Annotated in this window: 13 protein-coding genes; 2 read left to right on the forward strand and 11 right to left on the reverse strand. The window is 43.0% G+C overall.

Annotated elements, in window-relative coordinates:
• Positions 1 to 51: 51 nt before the first annotated feature.
• Positions 52 to 1434: an NAD-dependent succinate-semialdehyde dehydrogenase gene (locus DRB05_RS17995; protein WP_128728399.1), complete on the reverse strand. Its 1383-nt coding sequence runs from the start codon at positions 1432 to 1434 to the stop codon at positions 52 to 54.
• A 304-nt stretch (positions 1435 to 1738) separates the two neighbouring features.
• Positions 1739 to 2722: a rhodanese-related sulfurtransferase gene (locus tag DRB05_RS18000; RefSeq protein ID WP_128728150.1), complete on the reverse strand. Its 984-nt coding sequence runs from the start codon at positions 2720 to 2722 to the stop codon at positions 1739 to 1741.
• A 208-nt stretch (positions 2723 to 2930) separates the two neighbouring features.
• On the opposite strand from DRB05_RS18000, the gene DRB05_RS18005 reads away from it, so the two are divergent.
• Both DRB05_RS18005 and DRB05_RS18010 read left to right on the forward strand, forming a co-directional pair.
• Positions 2931 to 4262, forward strand: coding sequence for a DEAD/DEAH box helicase (locus DRB05_RS18005; RefSeq protein WP_128728151.1), 1332 nt, complete (start codon positions 2931 to 2933; stop codon positions 4260 to 4262).
• A gap of 2 nt (positions 4263 to 4264) precedes the next feature.
• Positions 4265 to 5095 carry a S1-like domain-containing RNA-binding protein gene (locus DRB05_RS18010; RefSeq protein WP_128728152.1) on the forward strand — a complete coding sequence of 277 codons (831 nt, stop codon included), beginning with the start codon at positions 4265 to 4267 and terminating at the stop codon, positions 5093 to 5095.
• Positions 5096 to 5138: 43 nt separating this feature from the next.
• Here DRB05_RS18010 and DRB05_RS18015 read toward each other — a convergent pair whose 3' ends face one another.
• The 9 genes from DRB05_RS18015 to DRB05_RS18055 form a co-directional block, all read right to left on the reverse strand.
• Positions 5139 to 6020, reverse strand: coding sequence for a patatin family protein (locus DRB05_RS18015; protein WP_128728153.1), 882 nt, complete (start codon positions 6018 to 6020; stop codon positions 5139 to 5141).
• A 166-nt stretch (positions 6021 to 6186) separates the two neighbouring features.
• Positions 6187 to 9303, reverse strand: a complete 3117-nt coding sequence (locus tag DRB05_RS18020; protein ID WP_128728154.1) for an efflux RND transporter permease subunit — start codon at positions 9301 to 9303, stop codon at positions 6187 to 6189.
• Between the two features lie 9 nt (positions 9304 to 9312).
• Positions 9313 to 10353, reverse strand: a complete 1041-nt coding sequence (locus DRB05_RS18025; protein WP_128728155.1) for an efflux RND transporter periplasmic adaptor subunit — start codon at positions 10351 to 10353, stop codon at positions 9313 to 9315.
• A 326-nt stretch (positions 10354 to 10679) separates the two neighbouring features.
• Positions 10680 to 12719, reverse strand: coding sequence for a bifunctional 2',3'-cyclic-nucleotide 2'-phosphodiesterase/3'-nucleotidase (locus DRB05_RS18030; RefSeq protein WP_128728156.1), 2040 nt, complete (start codon positions 12717 to 12719; stop codon positions 10680 to 10682).
• A 319-nt stretch (positions 12720 to 13038) separates the two neighbouring features.
• Positions 13039 to 15555: a DUF5666 domain-containing protein gene (locus DRB05_RS18035; protein WP_128728157.1), complete on the reverse strand. Its 2517-nt coding sequence runs from the start codon at positions 15553 to 15555 to the stop codon at positions 13039 to 13041.
• A gap of 136 nt (positions 15556 to 15691) precedes the next feature.
• The gene (locus DRB05_RS18040) at positions 15692 to 16645 is read right to left on the reverse strand and encodes a hypothetical protein (protein WP_128728158.1); all 954 of its coding nucleotides are present in this window, start codon (positions 16643 to 16645) and stop codon (positions 15692 to 15694) included.
• 49 nt (positions 16646 to 16694) lie between these two features.
• Entirely contained in the window at positions 16695 to 17657 is a 963-nt protein-coding gene (locus tag DRB05_RS18045; protein ID WP_128728159.1) for a hypothetical protein, read from the reverse strand.
• Positions 17658 to 17708: 51 nt separating this feature from the next.
• The gene (locus DRB05_RS18050) at positions 17709 to 18665 is read right to left on the reverse strand and encodes a hypothetical protein (RefSeq protein WP_128728160.1); all 957 of its coding nucleotides are present in this window, start codon (positions 18663 to 18665) and stop codon (positions 17709 to 17711) included.
• Between the two features lie 51 nt (positions 18666 to 18716).
• Positions 18717 to 19670 carry a hypothetical protein gene (locus DRB05_RS18055; RefSeq protein ID WP_128728161.1) on the reverse strand — a complete coding sequence of 318 codons (954 nt, stop codon included), beginning with the start codon at positions 19668 to 19670 and terminating at the stop codon, positions 18717 to 18719.
• Between the last annotated feature and the right edge of the window lie 61 nt (positions 19671 to 19731).

Here is a 19731-nt window from a genome sequence, read left to right on the forward strand (position 1 = left end):
GCAAAGAGCCAGTATTACTGGCTCCAGCATAAAAACTAGGATCGGTTTGCGTTATTCAGCGCTTGCGACCATTACGGTTTTCACGTTAACAAACTCTTTTATCCCAAAGCCACCATGCTCTCTACCATAGCCACTGTCTTTAACACCACCAAACGGCAAATTTGGTTGTGCCAGCGAATAGCCATTAATATTCACCATGCCAGTGTCAAACTCCTTAATAGCGAGTTCTGTTGCACGTTGGGTGTCTTCTGAAAAAATGCCGCCACCTAAACCATAGCGTGAATCATTGGCTACCATCATTGCCTCAGCCTCATCATTCACACGAATTAGCGACGCCACAGGGCCAAACAATTCATCATCATAAGCTGGCATACCGGGTTTAACGTCTTCCAAAATGGTGACTGGATAATAAAAGCCTTGTTGTTTCGGAATTTCTCCACCGAGCGTACAAGTCGCTCCAGCCTCAACGGACGCTTCAACTTGTTGGTGTAATTCATCACGTAAGTCTTTGCGCGCCATAGGCCCTAAGTCGGTGTCTGCTGCGGTAGGATCTCCCACCTTAAGCTGCTTAAAGCCAGCCACAAAAGCCTCTCTAAATTGATCATAAATCTCATCAACGATAATAAAGCGCTTCGCGGCAACACAGGTTTCACCGTTGTTGACAATACGACCTTGAATACACGCCGACACCGCTTTGTTAATATCAGCATCTGCCAGCACCACAAAGGCATCGTTACTGCCAAGCTCTAGGACAGTTTTTTTAGAAAGCTCAGCAGCTTGTTTGGCAACTTGTTTACCTACTTTATCGCTTCCGGTAAATGTAACACCGCGAATATGTGGGTTTTTTATCAACTCGCTTGCTGTCTCGCCGTCAATTAATAGTGACTGGTAGCAACCTTTTGGAAAGCCTGCCTCTAAATACAACTCTTCAATTAATTTAGCCATACCAAATACATTTGAGGCATGTTTCATGACCGTGGTATTGCCCGCCATCACGTTTGAAACACTGTATCTGATAACCTGATAAAGTGGAAAGTTCCAAGGTTGTATTCCTAAGATCACGCCTATTGGTTGATAAGTGATAATGGCATGTCCCTGCTCAAATACCCGATGCTCATCCTGTAATTCTTTTTCGCCATGCTCGGCGGTATATCGGCAAATTTCAGCACACAAGGAAACTTCCTGTTCACCCTGCTCCGTCACTTTGCCCATTTCCTCGGTCATCAGTGAAACTAACTTGGATTTATTTTGCTCAATTAAATCAGCAAGCCTGTTTAGCTTTTGCGCTCTTTGCGTGAATGTGGTTTTCTTCCAAAATGAATAACAGTCATTGGCTAAGTCCACCGCCTTTTGCGCCTCATCCAAACCCATTAAAGTATATTCGTTAACGGGTTGCTCTGTCGCAGGATTAATTGTGGTTACCGTGTTTGACATCATAAAGCTCCTTCGAAAAGTTTAACGGCGTAAATCAATTTGTAGATTTACAACGATAGCCTTTGAATAAGCAAGGAAGGCACCAATCTGAGAATAATGAATATCCCATTGATTATTATGAATTAATTTAATTGCAGAATTAGATTTCGAAGAATTTGAAAACGGGAATTAGAAAAGGCTACACACTTAATATGAAAAGTTTGCAAAGCAAATGGCGCTTGCGCAAACAGCTGGCAGTGAAAGGTTTGGCAGAGAAAAGGGACCAACCGGTCCCTTTATTATGTATTCTTAGTACAATGCGCCTTTAGCGCTTTTGACGTTGCGCTTCTTTTTGCGCTAGCTTTTCTTCTTTGCGCTTACGAATAGCATCCTGTGCTTCATGGCCGATATGACCTTCGCCGCGTTGTTTAGCCAGCTCAATTTGCTTTTGACGCTCAGCAAATCGTGCAATTTGCTCTTCTGTTAGGTCTTTATGGCAGTGGTGACAAGACACCCCTTCCATATATTCTTCAAGTTGCTTCTCTGCTTCCGTGATTGGCATACGGCAAGCATGGCATTGATCATAAGACCCTTTGTTCAAGTCATGATCAACAGCAACACGGTTATCAAAGACAAAGCACTCACCTTCCCACATGGTTTCTTCTTTTGGCACATCTTCCAAGTATTTAAGAATACCGCCTTCCAAGTGGTAAACCTCTTCGAAGCCTTGCTCTTTCATATACGCTGTTGATTTTTCACAGCGGATCCCGCCAGTACAGAACATCGCCACTTTTTTGTGTTTTTCTGGGTTTAAGTTATTTTGCGCCCACTCAGGGAATTCACGGAAAGTCTTGGTTTTAGGATCGATGGCATTTTTGAACGTACCGATCTCGATTTCATAGTCGTTACGCGTATCAACGAGTACAACGTCAGGGTCTGAAATCAATGCATTCCAATCTTGTGGTTTTACGTACGTACCAACCACTTCTTTTGGGTCTATACCTTGTACACCCATGGTCACGATTTCTTTCTTAAGCTTTACTTTAGTGCGGTAGAAAGGGCAAGTTTCATCGAACGACTCTTTATAAACGATGTTATCAAGGCCTGGTTGTTTGTATAACCATGCCAGTAGCGCGTCAATGCCTTCACGTTTACCGGCAACGGTACCATTGATACCTTCTTCTGCAAGTAATAACGTACCGCGAACTTCATTCGCTTCCATCACATCGTGAAGTGGCTGTCTTATCTCTTGATAGTTAGGTAAAGAGACAAACTTGTACATAGCACAAACAACGTATTGTTCTGACATTGTATTTTCCTAGATTTAAGCTTTGATTAGCTTACACATTAAGCATGACGATGTGTAAAGCACGAAAACCGAGTCGCAAACCCGGCGCTGAGGCGCGTATTTTACGGATTTTTGATTAAAATGCAAAAAACACAAATTCTATATCCGATAGCGTCTATGCTTTGGTATAATCTCGTGTTTTTAAAATTCAAGACTTGGAGAAATTGACTTGAGATTCACTGAACTTGGGATAGATACGCGCCTAGAACAACAACTGGCTCACCAAGGGATCACGGAACCGACCGAGATCCAAGCGCATGCCATCCCAACGGCTCTAGCTGGCCACGATGTTTTTGCGCAGTCTAAAACAGGCTCTGGCAAAACCCTAGCCTTCTTGCTGCCTGCCGTACAGCGTGTAATGAAACAAAAAGCGCTAAGCAAACGCGATCCTCGCGTTGTTATCGTAGCCCCAACTCGTGAACTCGCGACTCAAGTGTTCTCTGAGTGTCGTGCACTGTGTGCTGGCACTAATATTCAAGTCTGTAAGATTTTGGGTGGTGAAAACTACAATGATCAGGTAAAAGCGCTACGCCGCGACCCACATTTTGTGGTGGGTACTCCTGGTCGTATTGCCGATCACGTTGAAAATCGCTCATTATTTTTAGGTGGTCTTGAGCTGCTTATTTTTGATGAAGCAGATCGTATGTTTGACCTTGGCTTTGAAAAACAGTTAGACGTCATTAATGACTCTGCAGATCACCGCCAAAGACAAACGCTGCTATTTTCAGCTACGCTAGATCATACACAAGTAGAAGCTTCGTCACGTCAATTACTTAAATCGCCAAAGCGCATTATGTTGAGCAATGCCCATCAGCAGCATGAAGACATTAAGCAAGCGCTCTATTTTGCCGATCATTTAGATCATAAAGAAGCACTGCTTAAACACTTCATCACACAGGATGACGTAGGACAGTGCATTATCTTTACCGCAACCCGTGGCGACACAGACCGATTAAGCAAACTGCTAAATGAGATGTCGATTAAAGCGGTATCGTTGTCGGGCGATATGCCACAAAATAAGCGGTTAGACATTATGGAAAGCTTCAGCCGTGGGATCTATAAAGTGCTGGTTACCACAGACGTTGCCTCTCGTGGTCTCGATTTGCTCTCCGTTACCCATGTTATGAATTTTGACTTGCCTAAGCAGGCAGAAGAATATGTCCACCGTATCGGTCGTACAGGACGTGCTGGGTTTAAAGGCACTGCGATTTCATTTGTTGGCCCTAAAGATTGGGATAGCTATGTGGCAATCAAAAACTACCTTGATGAGCCACTACGTTTTGAAGAAGTCTCTGGTCTTGTTGGTAAATTCAAAGGACTTAAGCAAAAACCACAGCAGAGTAAAAATCGCCCTGCTGCGTCTACACCAAAGCAAACAAGTAAACCTAAGAAAAAGCCGGTGAAAAAATCACAACCGAGAAAAGTGGTCCCGCCACCGATTGATATTGACGGTACTATGCCGATGCGTCGTAAACCAAAACCACAAACTGACGAGGAATAACCATGTTAGGTCAAATCAAAATGTTAACCATTGAAGAGCTTACCGCGGAAGGCGCTTATTTAAACGGTGGTGAGCTTGGTGATGTGTTTCTTCCTCGAACAGAAGTGCCAAAGCATACCGAAGAAGGGGATTCTGTCGAAGTATTTATCTATTTAGATAACTTGGGACACGCAACGGCAACAACCAAAAAGCCACTTGCACAAGTCGGCGAATTTGCCCTGCTTCGCGTAAAAGAGATCAATAAGGTTGGTGCTTTTATGGATTTGGGCATAGATAAAGACGTGCTTGCCCCATACAATGAACAAAAACCAAAAATGCGCGATGGTTACAGCTATTTAGTGAAGTTGTATCTCGATAACGCCAGTAAACGCATTTGTGCCTCTAGTGCGCTGGGTAAGTTTTTAGGTAAATCAAAAGCCGAGTACGAAAAGTTCGAAGAAGTAGACCTAATCGTCGCGGCAAAAACCGATCTTGGCTACAAAGTGATCGTCAATGAAAAACATTTTGGATTGGTCTTTTTCAATGATGTATTTAAGCGCATGTATATCGGTCAGCGCATGAAAGGCTTTGTAAAAGCGGTTCATGACGAAGATAAGATTGATATCGTGTTAGAAAAGCCAGGTATTGGTAAAGTAAAAGACCTTGCGGAAATCATTTATAGCAAGCTCGAAGAAAGTGGCGGTTATTTACCGCTGGGCGATAAGTCAGATCCTGACGCCATCAAGCGTACTTTCTCTACCTCTAAAGCTAACTTTAAAAAAGCCATCGGTGGTTTATTCAAAGATGGCCGAATTGATATCGAAGCGACTTCTATTTCAATTCGCAAGTCTTAAGCACAAGCAAATAACAAGCAAGTCTCAACCTGAGACTTGCTTGTTACATTACACTTACTTCAAGCATATCACGCCATTTATCTACTGCTTTTAATCCCAGTTCAAATCCCAATTTATAATCAGATTTTAAGGTTTCAGGGCTTGAGCCTAAAATCATGGATTCCAATGGTCTACTGGGCGCTATTTGAATGACGTTAACATCCTCAGGTGGTGAATTCATAAAGTTAACCGCATCGGCATAGCGGCTTTGATAGTGATGATACATTTCGAACATTCGAGGAGATTGATTAACCCGCCGCATGATTGGCTTTAAGCGCTCAAGCACTGGCATTTTGCCGTCGTCATGTGCCTCTATGGTTCTGATCACCCAAATCGTCTTTGCCCCTTGACTGTGTGCCCAGCGTACAGGTAAGGGGTCGGCCACGCCACCATCCATCATACCGTGACCTGCAACTTTAACGCCTGGACGATATAAAAAAGGGATTGCACTAGAAGCCTTTAAATGGGTAAACATATTATCGTGCCAGGTATGCAAATAATGTGGTTCAAGCGAGTCGAGGTGACTTGCAACCGCATAAAAATTGCTCTCAGGTGTGAGATAGTTAGGCTCGGTAGGAAACCGTACTTTGCCACTGTGCTCTACTTGTTGAAAATACCAGTCCAAGTCAATAACGTTCCCACCGGTAAAAAATCGGGCAGGACGGAAAAACTGCTGCTCTGTTGTCAGGGATTCGATAGCGGTTTGCGCATATTGGCTTGCGCGAGCGCAGTAAGCCGCGAGATTTTGTGCGCCCGCTGAAACACCGACTTTTAAATCAAAAGGCGTAAATTTTTTCTCAAGAAAAGCATCAAGCACGCCCGCTGTAAAAATGCCTTTTTGACCTCCGCCCTCCGCGATAATTGCAGAGCGTATGTTATTTGTCATGTTGTGCTCTATTTGCCATGTAAACCTGTACACATCTTATTTCTTTGTGGGCAAAGAGCGTAAATTTCAAGCTTTCATGGCACTTAGCAATTAAAAATGCCCTGCTGAACAGAAACGTTCAAGCAAGGCATTCATACATAACATCCACATTGTGACTAATATGTGGTTAGAGTTTGCTCACTGAGCTTTCTACTGGTCGTTTTAAAAAACAGACTAATAACGCGGGTAAAATGGTGAGCGTGACGATAGTTGCCATGGCAATACCACAAAGCACTATCATGCCAACGCCTCGATAAAGCTCAGATCCTTCTCCTGGAATAAACACTAATGGCGCAAGACCACATAGGGTTGTCATCGTTGACATCACAATCGGTTTTAATCGCGTTTGTAGTGCTGAGATCACCGCGTCGTATACACTCATCGCGGTACTCTCAAGATTTCTGCGGCTTTGATCCACTATCAGAATAGGGTTATTAACCACCGTCCCTAACAAGATTAAAAAGCCAAGCATAGTGATCATATCAAAAGGCTGGTGGAAGGTGCCTGTTATGCTACCAATACCATTAATCGCAATTAGTCCAAGTAATCCCCCTGCCATGCCAAGCGGCACTGTTGCCATAATAAATAGCGGATAGCCCCAATGCTTGAAGATTGCAACAAGTAATAAGTAACACAGCGCTAATGCAACGATAAAGTTACTGCCCAGTGCTTCTTTAGTTTTGTCTAACTGATCGGCAGCACCACCGATACTTACATTAACACCAGGGAGCAGATCGCCCTGCCTTTGAAGCTGCGGTAATAAATCGGTTCTTACTAATTCCTGCGCTTCCTCTAGCGCGACATTTTTTGGTGGAATAATATATACAGTCACGGTTCTTCGACCATCAACTCGACGCAAACTATCACTGTCTGCTTTTTCTCGTAGGTCGGCCAAAGCGCTTAGCGGGATCAGCCCAGCTTTCGTGACAACCGGAGATTGCGCTAATTGCGAAAGACTTTGCTGATTACCCGACTCAGAAAATAAAAAGACGTCTACTTTGTCATCGTTTAAGATCAACTCATCAACATAAGCGCCGTCACTCAGGGCTGCAACCGTATAGCCGAGTTCTTCAGCACTCATACCCACTTCAGCCAACCGTTGCCACCTTGGTTGAATCTCTATTAGTGGTTGGTCGAGTGTCAGAGAAGACGGTGCTGAATCCACTTGTGGATTATCAAAGACCTCTCCCGCTAACCGATACACTGCATCTGCCGCCCGATAGAGCGCCGTTTGATCTGTACCGCTAATATCCAATGCTACCGCTCTTGAACCGCCATCATTACTTGAGATAATCGAGCCTCTAGACGAGAATGCACGCATTCCCGGGTAGCCTCTAAACTTGGTCGTGATTGCCTCCATCATTTCATCGATATGATCACTGTTATATGGTTCACTCAATAGCCAAATACTGCCAACACCAACAGACATCGAATAATACTTTAAAGGTGGCAATGACGTTTTACCCGATACAAAATCGCTGTCATCATTTTCCAAGTGCTTGTTTAAATAAGGAAGTAGTTCATCGCCGATCTTTTGCATATGGCTGAGGTTATAGCCCGGTGGCGCTATCATCATAGAGAAAGCTTTTGGCTCCTCTCCCTCAGGCAAATATTCAGCTTTAGGCATAAATAACCATGCACCACCGAGTAACAATATACTGCCCAATACAATACACACGATGCGAGCTCGCGGACTTGATAACATCGCCGGAATAAACGTTGGCAGTTTAGGCGTGGACAACATGCCACTAGAGATCTCCTTACAGGCAAAATTTGCATTTGCCGCAGGTACCACAAACAAGGCAACCAACATAGAAGCGATGATTGCAGCTGAAATCGCTATTGCGACATCGGAATAAAGCTGTCCGGCTTCTTGCTGAATAAACAATATGGGTGCGAATACCAACACTGTGGTCAGGGTTGAAGCGAGCACCGCAGGCCATACCTCTTGAACACCGGTAATAGCTGCTTGAAGTTTGTCGAGACCTCGGCGTCTGGCTTGCTCTATGTTTTCAAGTACAACGATAGTGTTATCAACCGTCATGCCAATAGCGAACGCAACGCCGGCGAGGGAAATCACGTTGATCGTTCTGTCAAATAGCAACAGACCCAAAAATGCCGCGATGGTACAAATTGGTACGCCCATCACACCAATAAAGGTCGAGCGTGGGCTCTTTAAAAACCAAAACATCACCAGAGTCGCAAGCACCGCACCCAGTGCTAAATTAGTCCAAACATTTTCAACAGATCCTTTAACGTAACGAACATCATCGCTCAATAGCGTCAGTTGCAATCCATTACTTGCGAGCATATCACGATTGATGCGAGCCACCACCTCCATCATTTCTTCTTTAATCGCTATCACGTTTGAGCCGCTTTCTCGTCTTACCGAGAGCATTAATGTTCGTTCGCCATTGTTATAAGCAATATCGCGCACTTCATAATGATCAAGCTTTACCTGTGCGATGTCTTTGAGCTTAATTGTGATACCTGCACGGTGACTGACTACCAGCTCTTCTAGCGCTTTAGCTGACTCAAAGCGGCCGACCATACGCAGCAAATAACGTCGTTTACCACTGTCTATATCGCCGGCAGAGGCATCTTGGTTGCGACTGCGTATTGCATTTCTAACGTCAACTAAGCTAATTCCACGACTCGCCAATTGTTCTTGATCTACCAAAATTTGCACCTGATAGAGTGCACCACCGCGCACACCAACCTGAGATACTCCACTGACTCTCTCCATTTCTGGACGGATAAAGTCTTCGGCGTAATCGCGAAGCATATCGATATCAAGGTTGAGTGGGTTTCCCGGTTGCGGCTTTAAATTAAAAAACATAAAGGCATTGCTCGAAAACGCGCTGCTGTATAATACCGGCTGGTCGACGTTTTCAGGGTAGTTTGGCACTTGAGATAACGCGTTGCTCACGTTTATGAGCGCTTCGTTGACGTCGACACCAAATGGAAACTCAAGCTCTATCTCAGCCTCACCTGTATTTGCATAACTAGACATGCGCTTTAGATTCGCAAGTGAGCGAAGATACCTTTCTTGCTCAATCAGTATCTCTTTCTCGACATCTTGTGGCGTGGCACCGGGCCAATTAGTCACCACAGTGATGGTTCTTACTTCAAGATCTGGGATCATTTGCACCGGTATTTTAAATGCGGCAACAATACCCAATATCGAACAGATCAATACTGTGACAGCAACTAAAATGGCATGATTTACACTGGCTTTTAACATCACCCGCTCCTATAAACCCGGTACAATGTTTAATGCCTGGCCTTCTTGCAATAACTCATTGCCTTCAACCACCACTTGTTGCCCTATCTCTAAGCCGGATAAAACTTCAATATGACCATTAATTCGCTCACCAATTTGAACGTTTAACCGCTTTGCTTGACCGTCAACGGCCACAAAGACACTAAACCCACCATCGGGATGACGTAAAATCGCATCGCTAGGAATAATCACGCTTTGATCTTGTGCTCGTATTAGCGGCAGTTTTGCCGTAGCCGATGCGCCCACACGCAACTGTGCATCTTTTGGGATTGCCAATCTTAATAGAAACGAGCGACTGGTTTTATCGACGACCGGAAGCTTTGCCAATACATGAGCTTGATGCTGCACGCTTGGCGCGCTTGCAACACTAAAATTAACGACACGGCCGAGGTTAATAAGTTGAAAGTATTCTTGTGGTACTTGCAAATCGAGCCATAGGGTATCGCTACTCACTAATTCAAACACCGTTTGTCCACGAGTCACCCACTCACCTAAATTAACTGTGCGCCTTGCTATCACCCCCGTAAAAGGCGCTTTTAATTGATGGCGGTTAACAAGTTCTCGCTGATATGCGATATTAGCTTGTGCTTCTAGAAGAGAGGCTTCTGATACTTGTAACTTAGCCTGTCTGTCAGCAAGCTCAGTTTGCGCAAATAATTTTTGCTGCGATAGAGACTGCGCTTCTTTTACCAACCTTATCGCATTGTTGCGATCGACCTTGGCGCGCTCAAGTGCGGCTTCTACACTTTTCAGCTCAGCTTTTACTAGAGCTGCATCGAGACTTAAAAGTACAGCATTTGCTTCAACAATATCACCGGCTTCAGCTGAAATCTTAGTTACTACACCATCGGTTAAACTTGACACTTGTGCGTGTTGTGCTGCACTAATTGAGCCCGTTAAAGACAATGTTCGTTCAAGCTGTTGTTGCTTTACATCAGTGACCACAACGTTGACCGCTGCAGCATAGAGATTAAAAGATAACAGGGAGAGTAATATTAATGCGCATTTCATGTCGTTCGTTCCAATTGTAATACCTATTTCATTCAACACGTAGACCGTCAATGATACGTATTGATTTTTACTTAGCTTAGTGTGTCTTAAATCTCTATCTTGCTACTTATACAGAGATAAATTAGCTTCCATTTTATGCAAGATTAAGTCGCTAAAATGTCATCACATTAACACAAATAGCAATCATTACTATCTAAACAAGTTGAGCTACACAAAATGTGCTGCGTAATAGGGGAAGAAAGTTGGAATTGCCATGGGATAGCCGCTATAGCAGAAAAATAAGTAGGCGAGCTCTCAACCCCTCGCCTACTTTTTGACATGCGGATTTAGTTTAGAGGCTGCGTTAAGTCTAATTGGTATAACGCGAATCCTTTGTCATTCGTCTTACCCGTTGGCAAGATATGATTAAATTGCTGACTATAGGTTTCAGCATCCGCACTGGTTGAACTAAAGAACTCAATATTCGCGCCAACCACAGGTACAAATGACCAGTTCATATCTGCAGATGGATCAAGTCCTGCAGCACCATTTTGGTCGCTAACAAAAGTAATATAGTCAGCAACGACCTGACGGTTCTCATTTGGTGAGTCAACAACGATTTTATCTCCCTTAATATTTGGGAAATTACCGCCACCAGATGCACGATAGTTATTCGTTGCAACCAAGAACACTTGGTCATCCTTCACCAACTCACCTTGATACTTTAATGCCTTAATGCGGTTACCGTTTGACACTTTTTCACCGTTTGCCGCGTAGCGTGCGGGCTCGGTGATATCGATTTGATACGTTACGCCATCAAGGACATCATAGTTATATGAAGGAAAGTCTGGATTGATCAGCGCTTGAACGCCCTCAGTATTTGGTGTGATTTGATTGAACTGTCCTGCTGACATTTCAAGCCATTCGCGCACTTCGCTGCCTTTGAGCTTTAGCACTTTAAGTACGTTAGGATAAATATACATATCCGCAACGTTGCGATAGGCAATATCACCTGCAGGTATTGCGGTAAAGTCATCAGGCCCGCCACGCCCAGCTCTAAAAGGCGCACCCGCAGACAAAATAGGTAATCCGTCAAGCTCGGTACCTTGTACGATTTTTGCCGTATACCATGCTTGTGCGTCAGTCACGATTTGGATTGATGGATCGTCATTCACTAATGCAAAATAGCTGTTCACTGTGTTGGTGATTTTAGCAAAAGGCTCATTCACCCATGCGCGAGTTTCAGCATGCTCACGATGTACCGCCGCTTCAATTGCGGCATCGCTCTCCACCAATGATACCGTGTTACGATTTTCATCCGTTTCATAAATAGCTTTCAGCGTCGACTTTGAGTCAACCACCACCCATTTACCTGATTTAAATTGAATATCTAGGTCAATCACACCAAGATGATTTCCCCAAAAACCTGGCATTACAGCCGCAACACCATTGATTGTGCCTTTGTCGTTATCAACACCATGGGCCGCTAAGTCTGCGTAACCCGAACCTGGGAAGTTTGCATGCGCGTGACCAAACATAATGGCATCTATATCATCCACCTTAGATAAGGCATAAGATGCGTTTTCAGCCATTGGCTTATCGGCAGATACATCAAGGCCTGAGTGCGGAATAGCAACGACAATATCCGCGCCTTCAGATTTCATCTTAGGTACGTAGTGTTTTGCCATTTTTACGATGTCTTTGGCGATCACTTTACCTTCAAGGTTGGCCTTATCCCATTGCATGATTTGCGGTGGAACAAACCCGATGAAGCCAACTTTAATCACCTGAAGCTTGTCATTCTCATCAAAGAATTGCTTTTCTTGAATTAGGTAAGGCTTAAATAATGGCACATCATTTGTTTCATCTTCGTCACCATCAACCTTAAATACGTTTGCACTAATATAGGGAAAGTTCGCGTCGTCGATTGCTTCTTCTAAAAATGCTAGACCAAAGTTAAACTCATGATTACCAATGTTTGCGACATCGTACTCTAGTGTGTTCATGGCCTTATAAACAGGGTGAACTTCACCTTCTTTGAGGTTTTTGATTTTCGCCATATAGTCGCCAAGCGGACTACCTTGGATCAAGTCGCCATTATCTACCAACATGGAGTTTTTAACTTGGCTTCGCGCTTGATGGATTAACGCTGCGGTTTTCACGAGACCCACTTTGTCATCTTGTTTGTCTGAAAAGTAGTTGTAGTTCAATACGTTTGCATGCAAATCTGTGGTTTCTAGTAAACGTAAAGATACCGCAGTGCCCTCTTTTGGAATATCAGGCCCTTTTGGCACATTTATATCAACATCGTTATCTGAATCTGAGCAACCAGTAATAATGCTTGTGGCACCGCACAGTAGTGCGATTGGAAGTAGTTTTGTTTTCATAAGTCCTTTCTTTACTTTGTTTGCATACCCGTGCGCATGCTTTTAGTTATTTCAGTAATACCAAATCACGTCTCTTCTTATTCCACTTCATAGAAGCTGAACCTAGAAGCACAGCGTGTCTGTATAAACCGTTGCGTTTTACGTGGCGGGTGTCACTATACGAGGTAAAAAAGTCAGGAAAGCTAAGATTTTATGGCAGTTAGGTGCTAGAAATATGACGGTACTAAGTCAGGAGAAGTGAATTAACTTTAAAGTGACAAATATACAAAAAAGCCCCCACATTGGAGGCTTTAATTGCTTACTTAACATTTAGTAATACTTAGTCTTCGAACTCTACTTTTTCTGCTTGAATATAAGTTTCACCATCCTCGGTTACTAAATAGCCCTCCACTTCAACGTTTTTACCCGTTGCAATATCAGACTGACTACCATCTTCAAACTGAGTTTGCTCAGACACTTTAATTTTTTGGCCTAGCACATAAAACATGGTTGCTGAATCAACTTGCGTGATTACCCCCTCAACTTCTACGTACTTTATTGCTTGAAACTTCAGCTCTTTAGCAACCACTGTCACGCCATCTATGGTGTATCCTTCGACTTCCACTTCTAAACCATTATCTAGTTTTTCAAAATTACCATGCTTAAACTCTGTGTTTGCGGTAACTTGAACACGCTGCGCGCCGAGATTGAACTGATAATCAAACGGAGAGTCCTTAACTAAGTCTTCAATAACCCCCGCAATCTCTACTTCTTCGGCATCGTCATCATCAAATTCAACTTTCTTAGCCAATAGTACGTTATCTTGGGTTAACACCCCTTCGACCTCAACAGAGACGCCATTAGCTAAGTTTTCACTGCTTCCATCTTTAAACTCAGTATTGTTATCCGTGGTAATTGAAATGCCATTCACCATAAACTCAGACGCTGAGACAAAGTTGGTGACGTCACCTTCAACTTCAAGCTCAATGCCGTCTTCAGATTCGATTTCAATTTTAAGCGCAAAAACTGAGCCGTCGGCACGCTGAATCGCTTTGACTTCAACGAAGTCGTCATTAACAAATATGCCGTTTTTAAACTCGGTGTTTTCATCAAAAAACACGGTTTTACCATTGAGGCTAAAAGTTGCATCGACAGGGTTAAAGTCCGAAACTTTACCTGATAATTCAAAAGTTCGGTCATCAAAGTCGTCGTCTTTGTCGTCAACCTCAACTTTCGTGGCAATAAGTGCATCACCTTGGATCACATAGTCAACTTCCGCGATATCACCTGCTGCCACTTGTTCAAAAAATACCGTTAGATCAACATCACTCTCAAGCTCAAGTTCGGTTGCTCCATTGATAGCAAAGACCAGTTTACCAACAGTGATTGTCTGCTCAGCTGCATTCACAGCAGTAACTTTTCCTTCAACTTCATGCTCTTGCTGATCATTAAAATCACTCGCAGAGATGCGCTCTAAGTCTCTCACGACATAAGCACTTTCAAAGCCAAAAGCTTCGATTTCAACGACATCGCCAATATTAAGCTTCTCGAGTTTTAATTCTTTGTCCTCAGCATCTGACTCATCTTCAAATTGGGTATAGTTATCTACAAAATAATTGCTACCAAATACCGTTAGTGTTTGTGCTTCAAGATCAATTGCGTCAATGACACCGGTTAATTCGATTTCAGAGTGCTTATCAAAGCGTACTTTTTTGGCGATTAAACCTTCTTCAGTTGCAACTGCAAGCACAAATACACGCATACCGACTTGTAAGTCGTCATCGTAGCCTTTCTTATAGTCAGTCTCATCGCTCAATGTAAAAGTATGGCCGCCAATTGCAAAAGCATCGTCACTGACTTGCGTTACTATTCCTTCGAATTTAGCCACAGCTCCCGAAGGCGCTGAATTGGCGCTTTCAACTTCGACGCTATCAGCAAGTAAAACGCCTTCTACAGGTAAGTTTGATGCTTCTACTTCTACTATTGCATCATTTTCTATTGTGCCTTCAACCGCTGTTGCTTGACTGTAGTCAACAATAAGCGCGCCTAATTTAAATGTCTTGGCATCAAGGTTTAGTTCAGAAACCCTGCCTTCAACCTCAAACTCGCCATTTTGTTCTTCCACATCGATGCGGGTAGCAACATACTGACCCTGCCCTTGATGCAACGCACTGATCTCCACGAAATCACCTGTGGTTACTTCTGTGAAAGCTACCTCTAATTTCGTACGTTTATCAACACTAAATTCTTGACCCAAAACAGTGATTATTTGTTTGGCGTAGTCGACTGCCGTAACCACACCTTTAGCGGTTGCGTCATAGCTAATGGAGTCAGCTAATGCAAAATCACCATCTGCGCCTTGCTTACCTTGCAGATTTACCTGCATACCCACTTTAAGATTGGCTTGCTGATCTGGCGTCGTCTCATAACGCACACCATTTACGTACACACTGCCAAATCCAGTTACCGTTCCCTGTGCACTTACTGATGTACGGTAGGTAATGGTGATGGTTTCTTCTTCATTACCACTCAAATCGACAGTAACCGAGTTTTCATTTGGCTGATAGAGTGCTTGATTCACAGAGCGAGAAGTAGCCGTTAATTTATACTCCCCATTTGCTAAAGCATTTAGAGTTGTCGTACTTGTAATATCTTCGCTATAGCTAGCAGGGCCTGTTAGCGTTAAGTCCGCATCTGCACCAGCTGGTAAACCCTGCACAATGACTTTTATTGAACCTTTAGTTCCTGTGTTATCACCAGGCTGCGGATCGGTATCACTTCCACTTCCGCCCCCACAAGCAACCAAAAAAAGGCTACTCGATGCCAATAACGATGGTAACAACCATTTTTTATCCATTATATAATCTCCTAAATTTTGGCTCATTTAGTACATGCAGCTGCTAGCCACAAAAACTTAACATGCACTCTAGACGGCCTAAAATGAATACCCGCTTTACTAACGCCTTGCTTGTACCTACTTTGACTTTTCGTCATTACCACACTTCCATACGATTAATTTGGTAGTCATCGGCATCAAAGTACTTTTTCATCACCTCTGGAAATGGACCATTGCCGTGAGCATTTCTATTCTTCTTAAACGTATACTCCATAGCTTTATAGTAATATCGGTTTACCGGTTGAGTAATATCCATAAACCTATTCTTTTGTGACCAATCGTGAGTATCGCCGCCCCCTGCAATACCAATACGATTTCCAAACCAATAGTGCTCGGGGTATTTTCTACAACTTAAGTAACCCGTTTGCATCGATGCGCTACCTCGCATATTTTTTACTTCTGGACCAACAACATACTCAAGATCTTCTATGGGGATATAAAATGGCTTTCTGAATAAGGTGTAGGGCGTTCTTACCAGTCCGGTATGACGGTTAAACTCGATTGCATCCACAATACGAATTGCATTCCCTATTTTGTACATTATTAAAGGGAATGCAGTCAGTAAAAACAGCCCCAACCATGAATGCCAAGCTGGCATACTGTCGTCTGTCATACTTACCCCTAACAGACAAATCCCAATGATAGGGCCTAATACCAACCCATGTAGCCTAATAGACCATAATCCCGGTGAGCGCGGTACGGAAACAACCCTACCATCGCATTGGCTAGGGTAACTTACGCCACTAAAGTCGTCTCTCGGCGCGAATCTGTCTTTACAGGGTTTTGCGTCTTTAAACTTACAGCCGTTTAGCTCTTCAGCCTTGGCTAAGCGTTCCTCATAGCTTAAGTTATGGAGATGGTCTTTAGTTAGATCTTCATAATAAGCTTCACTTAGGCAGTAACCTACTCGTCTATCACTGTATGCTTCTAGTTCTGCTTCCCGCTTCTCTTCTTCAGTAGCTCCTTTTTGGTAGAGCACTTCTCTTTCTTTAGCCCTCTTTGCTAAATAATTACGTATCTCCTCGTGAGTCATGTCCTTTATCTCTTTCACCATTAACTCCTTTTGATTAACTACTTAAAGCACTTGTAATACTAACCCTCTACCACACTTTCCAGCGGTTTACTTGGCAGTCATCGGCATCAAAGTACTTTTTCATTACCTCTGGAAATGGGCCGTTAAAGTGAGCGTTCTTATCGAGCTTATAGTGATACTCCATGATTTCGTAGTAGTACCTATCTATCGGTTGGGTAGTGTCCATAAACCGATTTATCTGAGCCCAATCGTTTAGGTTCCCACCATCTCCAAGTCCAATCGCATGGCCAAACCAAAACTTTTCTGGATACTTTCTGCAACTTAGATAACCCGTTTGGAACGAGCCACCTCCTCTTGCGCTTTTCACCTCAACGCCCACCACATATTCAAGATCTTCTATTGGAATATAAAATGGTTTTCTAAATAAGGTATAAGGCGTTCGCACCAACCCAGTGTGACGATTAAACTCTATGTTATCAATAAACCGTAAAGCGTCAGAAAATTTAAACAACAAGAAAGGCGTGATGAAAAGACCTGCCAAACTCAAGTATAAATAGTCTACCGGAAATGCATCAACCAGTGTCAGTACAATCAACATAAACCCAGCAATTGCGGACAATATGGTTATTACCATTCTAAAAAGTATTAGGCTTGGGTGGCGAACTACCGCAACTTTTTCACCGTCACAATTCCAAGCACCAAAGAGGCGTTTAGGGCCATCAAAATCATCTCTTGGGGCAAATGCGTCTTTACAGGGCTTTGCGTCTTTAAACTTACAACCGTTTAATTCTTCAGCCTTGACGAGTCGTTCCTTATAGCTTTGATTATGGAGATGATCTTTTGGTTGCTCTTCATAAAAAATACCGCTTCGACGATAAACTAATTGTCTATCAAAATACGCGTCTATTTCAGCATCCTTTTTCTTTTCTTCTTCTGTTGCTTCCTCTCGGTAATAGCGCACTCTTTCCTTCGCTTTATTTGCCAAATAGCTATCTAGCTCTTCCTGAGTCATATCTTCAATCTTTTTCATCACCAATTCCTTTTAGTCAACCACTAGAAAGCACTTGTAATGATTAACGCCCTACCACACTTCCATGCGATTAATTTGGCAGTCATCTGCATCAAAGTACTTTTTCATCACCTCTGGAAATGGGCCATTGCCGTGAGCATTCCTGTTATTCTTAAACTGGATCTCCATAGATTTGTGATAGTACTCGTCAATCGGTTGAGTAATATCCATAAACCTATTCATTTGTGACCAATCGTGAACATCACCTCCTCCTGCAATACCAATACGATTTCCCAACCAATAATGTTCTGGGTATTTTCTACAACTTAAGTAACCCGTTTGCATCGATGCGCTACCTCGTGCGTTCTTTACTTCTGGACCAACAACATACTCAAGATCTTCTATGGGGATATAAAATGGCTTTCTGAATAAGGTGTAAGGCGTTTTTACCAGTCCGGTATGGCGATTAAACTCTATTGCATCAATAAAACGAATTGCATTCCCTAATTTGTACATTATTAAAGGGAATGCAGTCAGTAAAAACAGCCCCAACCATGAATACCCAGCTGGCATACTGTCGTCTGTCATACTAACTACTAATAAACTTATTCCAGCCAAAGGACCCCATACCAATGAAAGCAATCTAAGTGACCATAGCCCTGGAGAGCGCGGTACAGAAACAATCTGGCCATCACATTTACTCGAGTAACTTACACCACTAAAGTCGTCTCTCGGCGCAAATCTGTCTTTACAGGGTTTTGCTTCTTTAAACTTACAGCCGTTTAGTTCTTCAGCCTTGGCTAAGCGTTCCTCATAGCTTAAGTTATGAAGATGATCTTTTGGTAGTTCTTCATAAAAAATACCGCTAAGACGGTAACCTGTTTCTCTATCTATATATGCGTCAGTTTTTGCAAAGTCTTCTTTTTCTTCTTCGGTAGCTTCTTCGCGGTATTTTCTGCTTCTTTCTTTAGCCCTTTCTATTAAATAAATATCCCGTTCTTCTTGAGTCATCTCTTCAATCTTTTTCATCAACAACTCCTTTTAGCTGACTACTAGAAAGCACTTGTAATGATTAACGCCCTACCACACTTCCATACGATTAATTTGGCAGTCGTCGGCATCAAAGTACTTTTTCATCACCTCTGGAAATGGGCCGTTGCCATGAGCATTCCTATTCTTTTTAAACGTATACTCCATAGCACTGTGATAGTACTCGTCAATTGGTTGAGTAATATCCATAAACCTATTCATTTGTGACCAATCGTGAGTATCGCCGCCCCCTGCAATACCAATACGATTTCCAAACCAATAGTGCTCGGGGTATTTTCTACAACTTAAGTAACCCGTTTGCATCGATGCGCTGCCTCGCATATTTTTTATCTCTGGACCGACAACAAACTCTAGGTCTTCTATGGGGATATAAAATGGCTTTCTGAATAAGGTGTAGGGCGTTCTTACCAGCCCGGTATGGCGGTTAAACTCGATTGCATCCACGATGCGAATTGCATTCCCTATTTTGTACATTATTAAAGGAAATAAAGTCAGTAAAAACAGCCCCAGCCATGAATGCCAAACTGGCAGACTATCGTCTGTCATACTAACCACTAACAGACAAATTCCAATAATAGGGCCTAATACCAATCCATGCAGTCTTAGAGACCATAACCCTGGAGAGCGCGGCACAGAAACAATTCGACCATCACATTGACTTGGGTAACTCGAGCCGCTAAAGTCGTCTCTCGGTGCAAACGCGTCTTTACAGGGTTTTGCGTCTTTAAACTTACAGCCGTTTAATTCTTCAGCCTTAGCTAAGCGTTCCTTATAGCTTAAGTTATGAAGATGATCTTTTGGTAGTTCTTCATAATATGCATCACCTAGGCAATACCCCATTAGTCTATCGCCATATGCATCTAGTTCTGCTTCTCGCTTCTCTTCTTCAGTAGCTCCTTTTTGGTAGAGCACTTCTCTTTCTTTAGCCCTCTTTGCTAAATAATTACGTACTTCTTCATGAGTCATGTCCTTTATCTCTTTCATATTTAGTGCCCTTTTTATGCCAGTACCCTTGTTGAGGAGCTAAATTTTAATTAAAAGATTT

Origin of the sequence: Pseudoalteromonas sp. A757 (assembly GCF_004103285.1) — a bacterium.
GTDB classification, from domain to species: domain Bacteria; phylum Pseudomonadota; class Gammaproteobacteria; order Enterobacterales; family Alteromonadaceae; genus Pseudoalteromonas; species Pseudoalteromonas galatheae.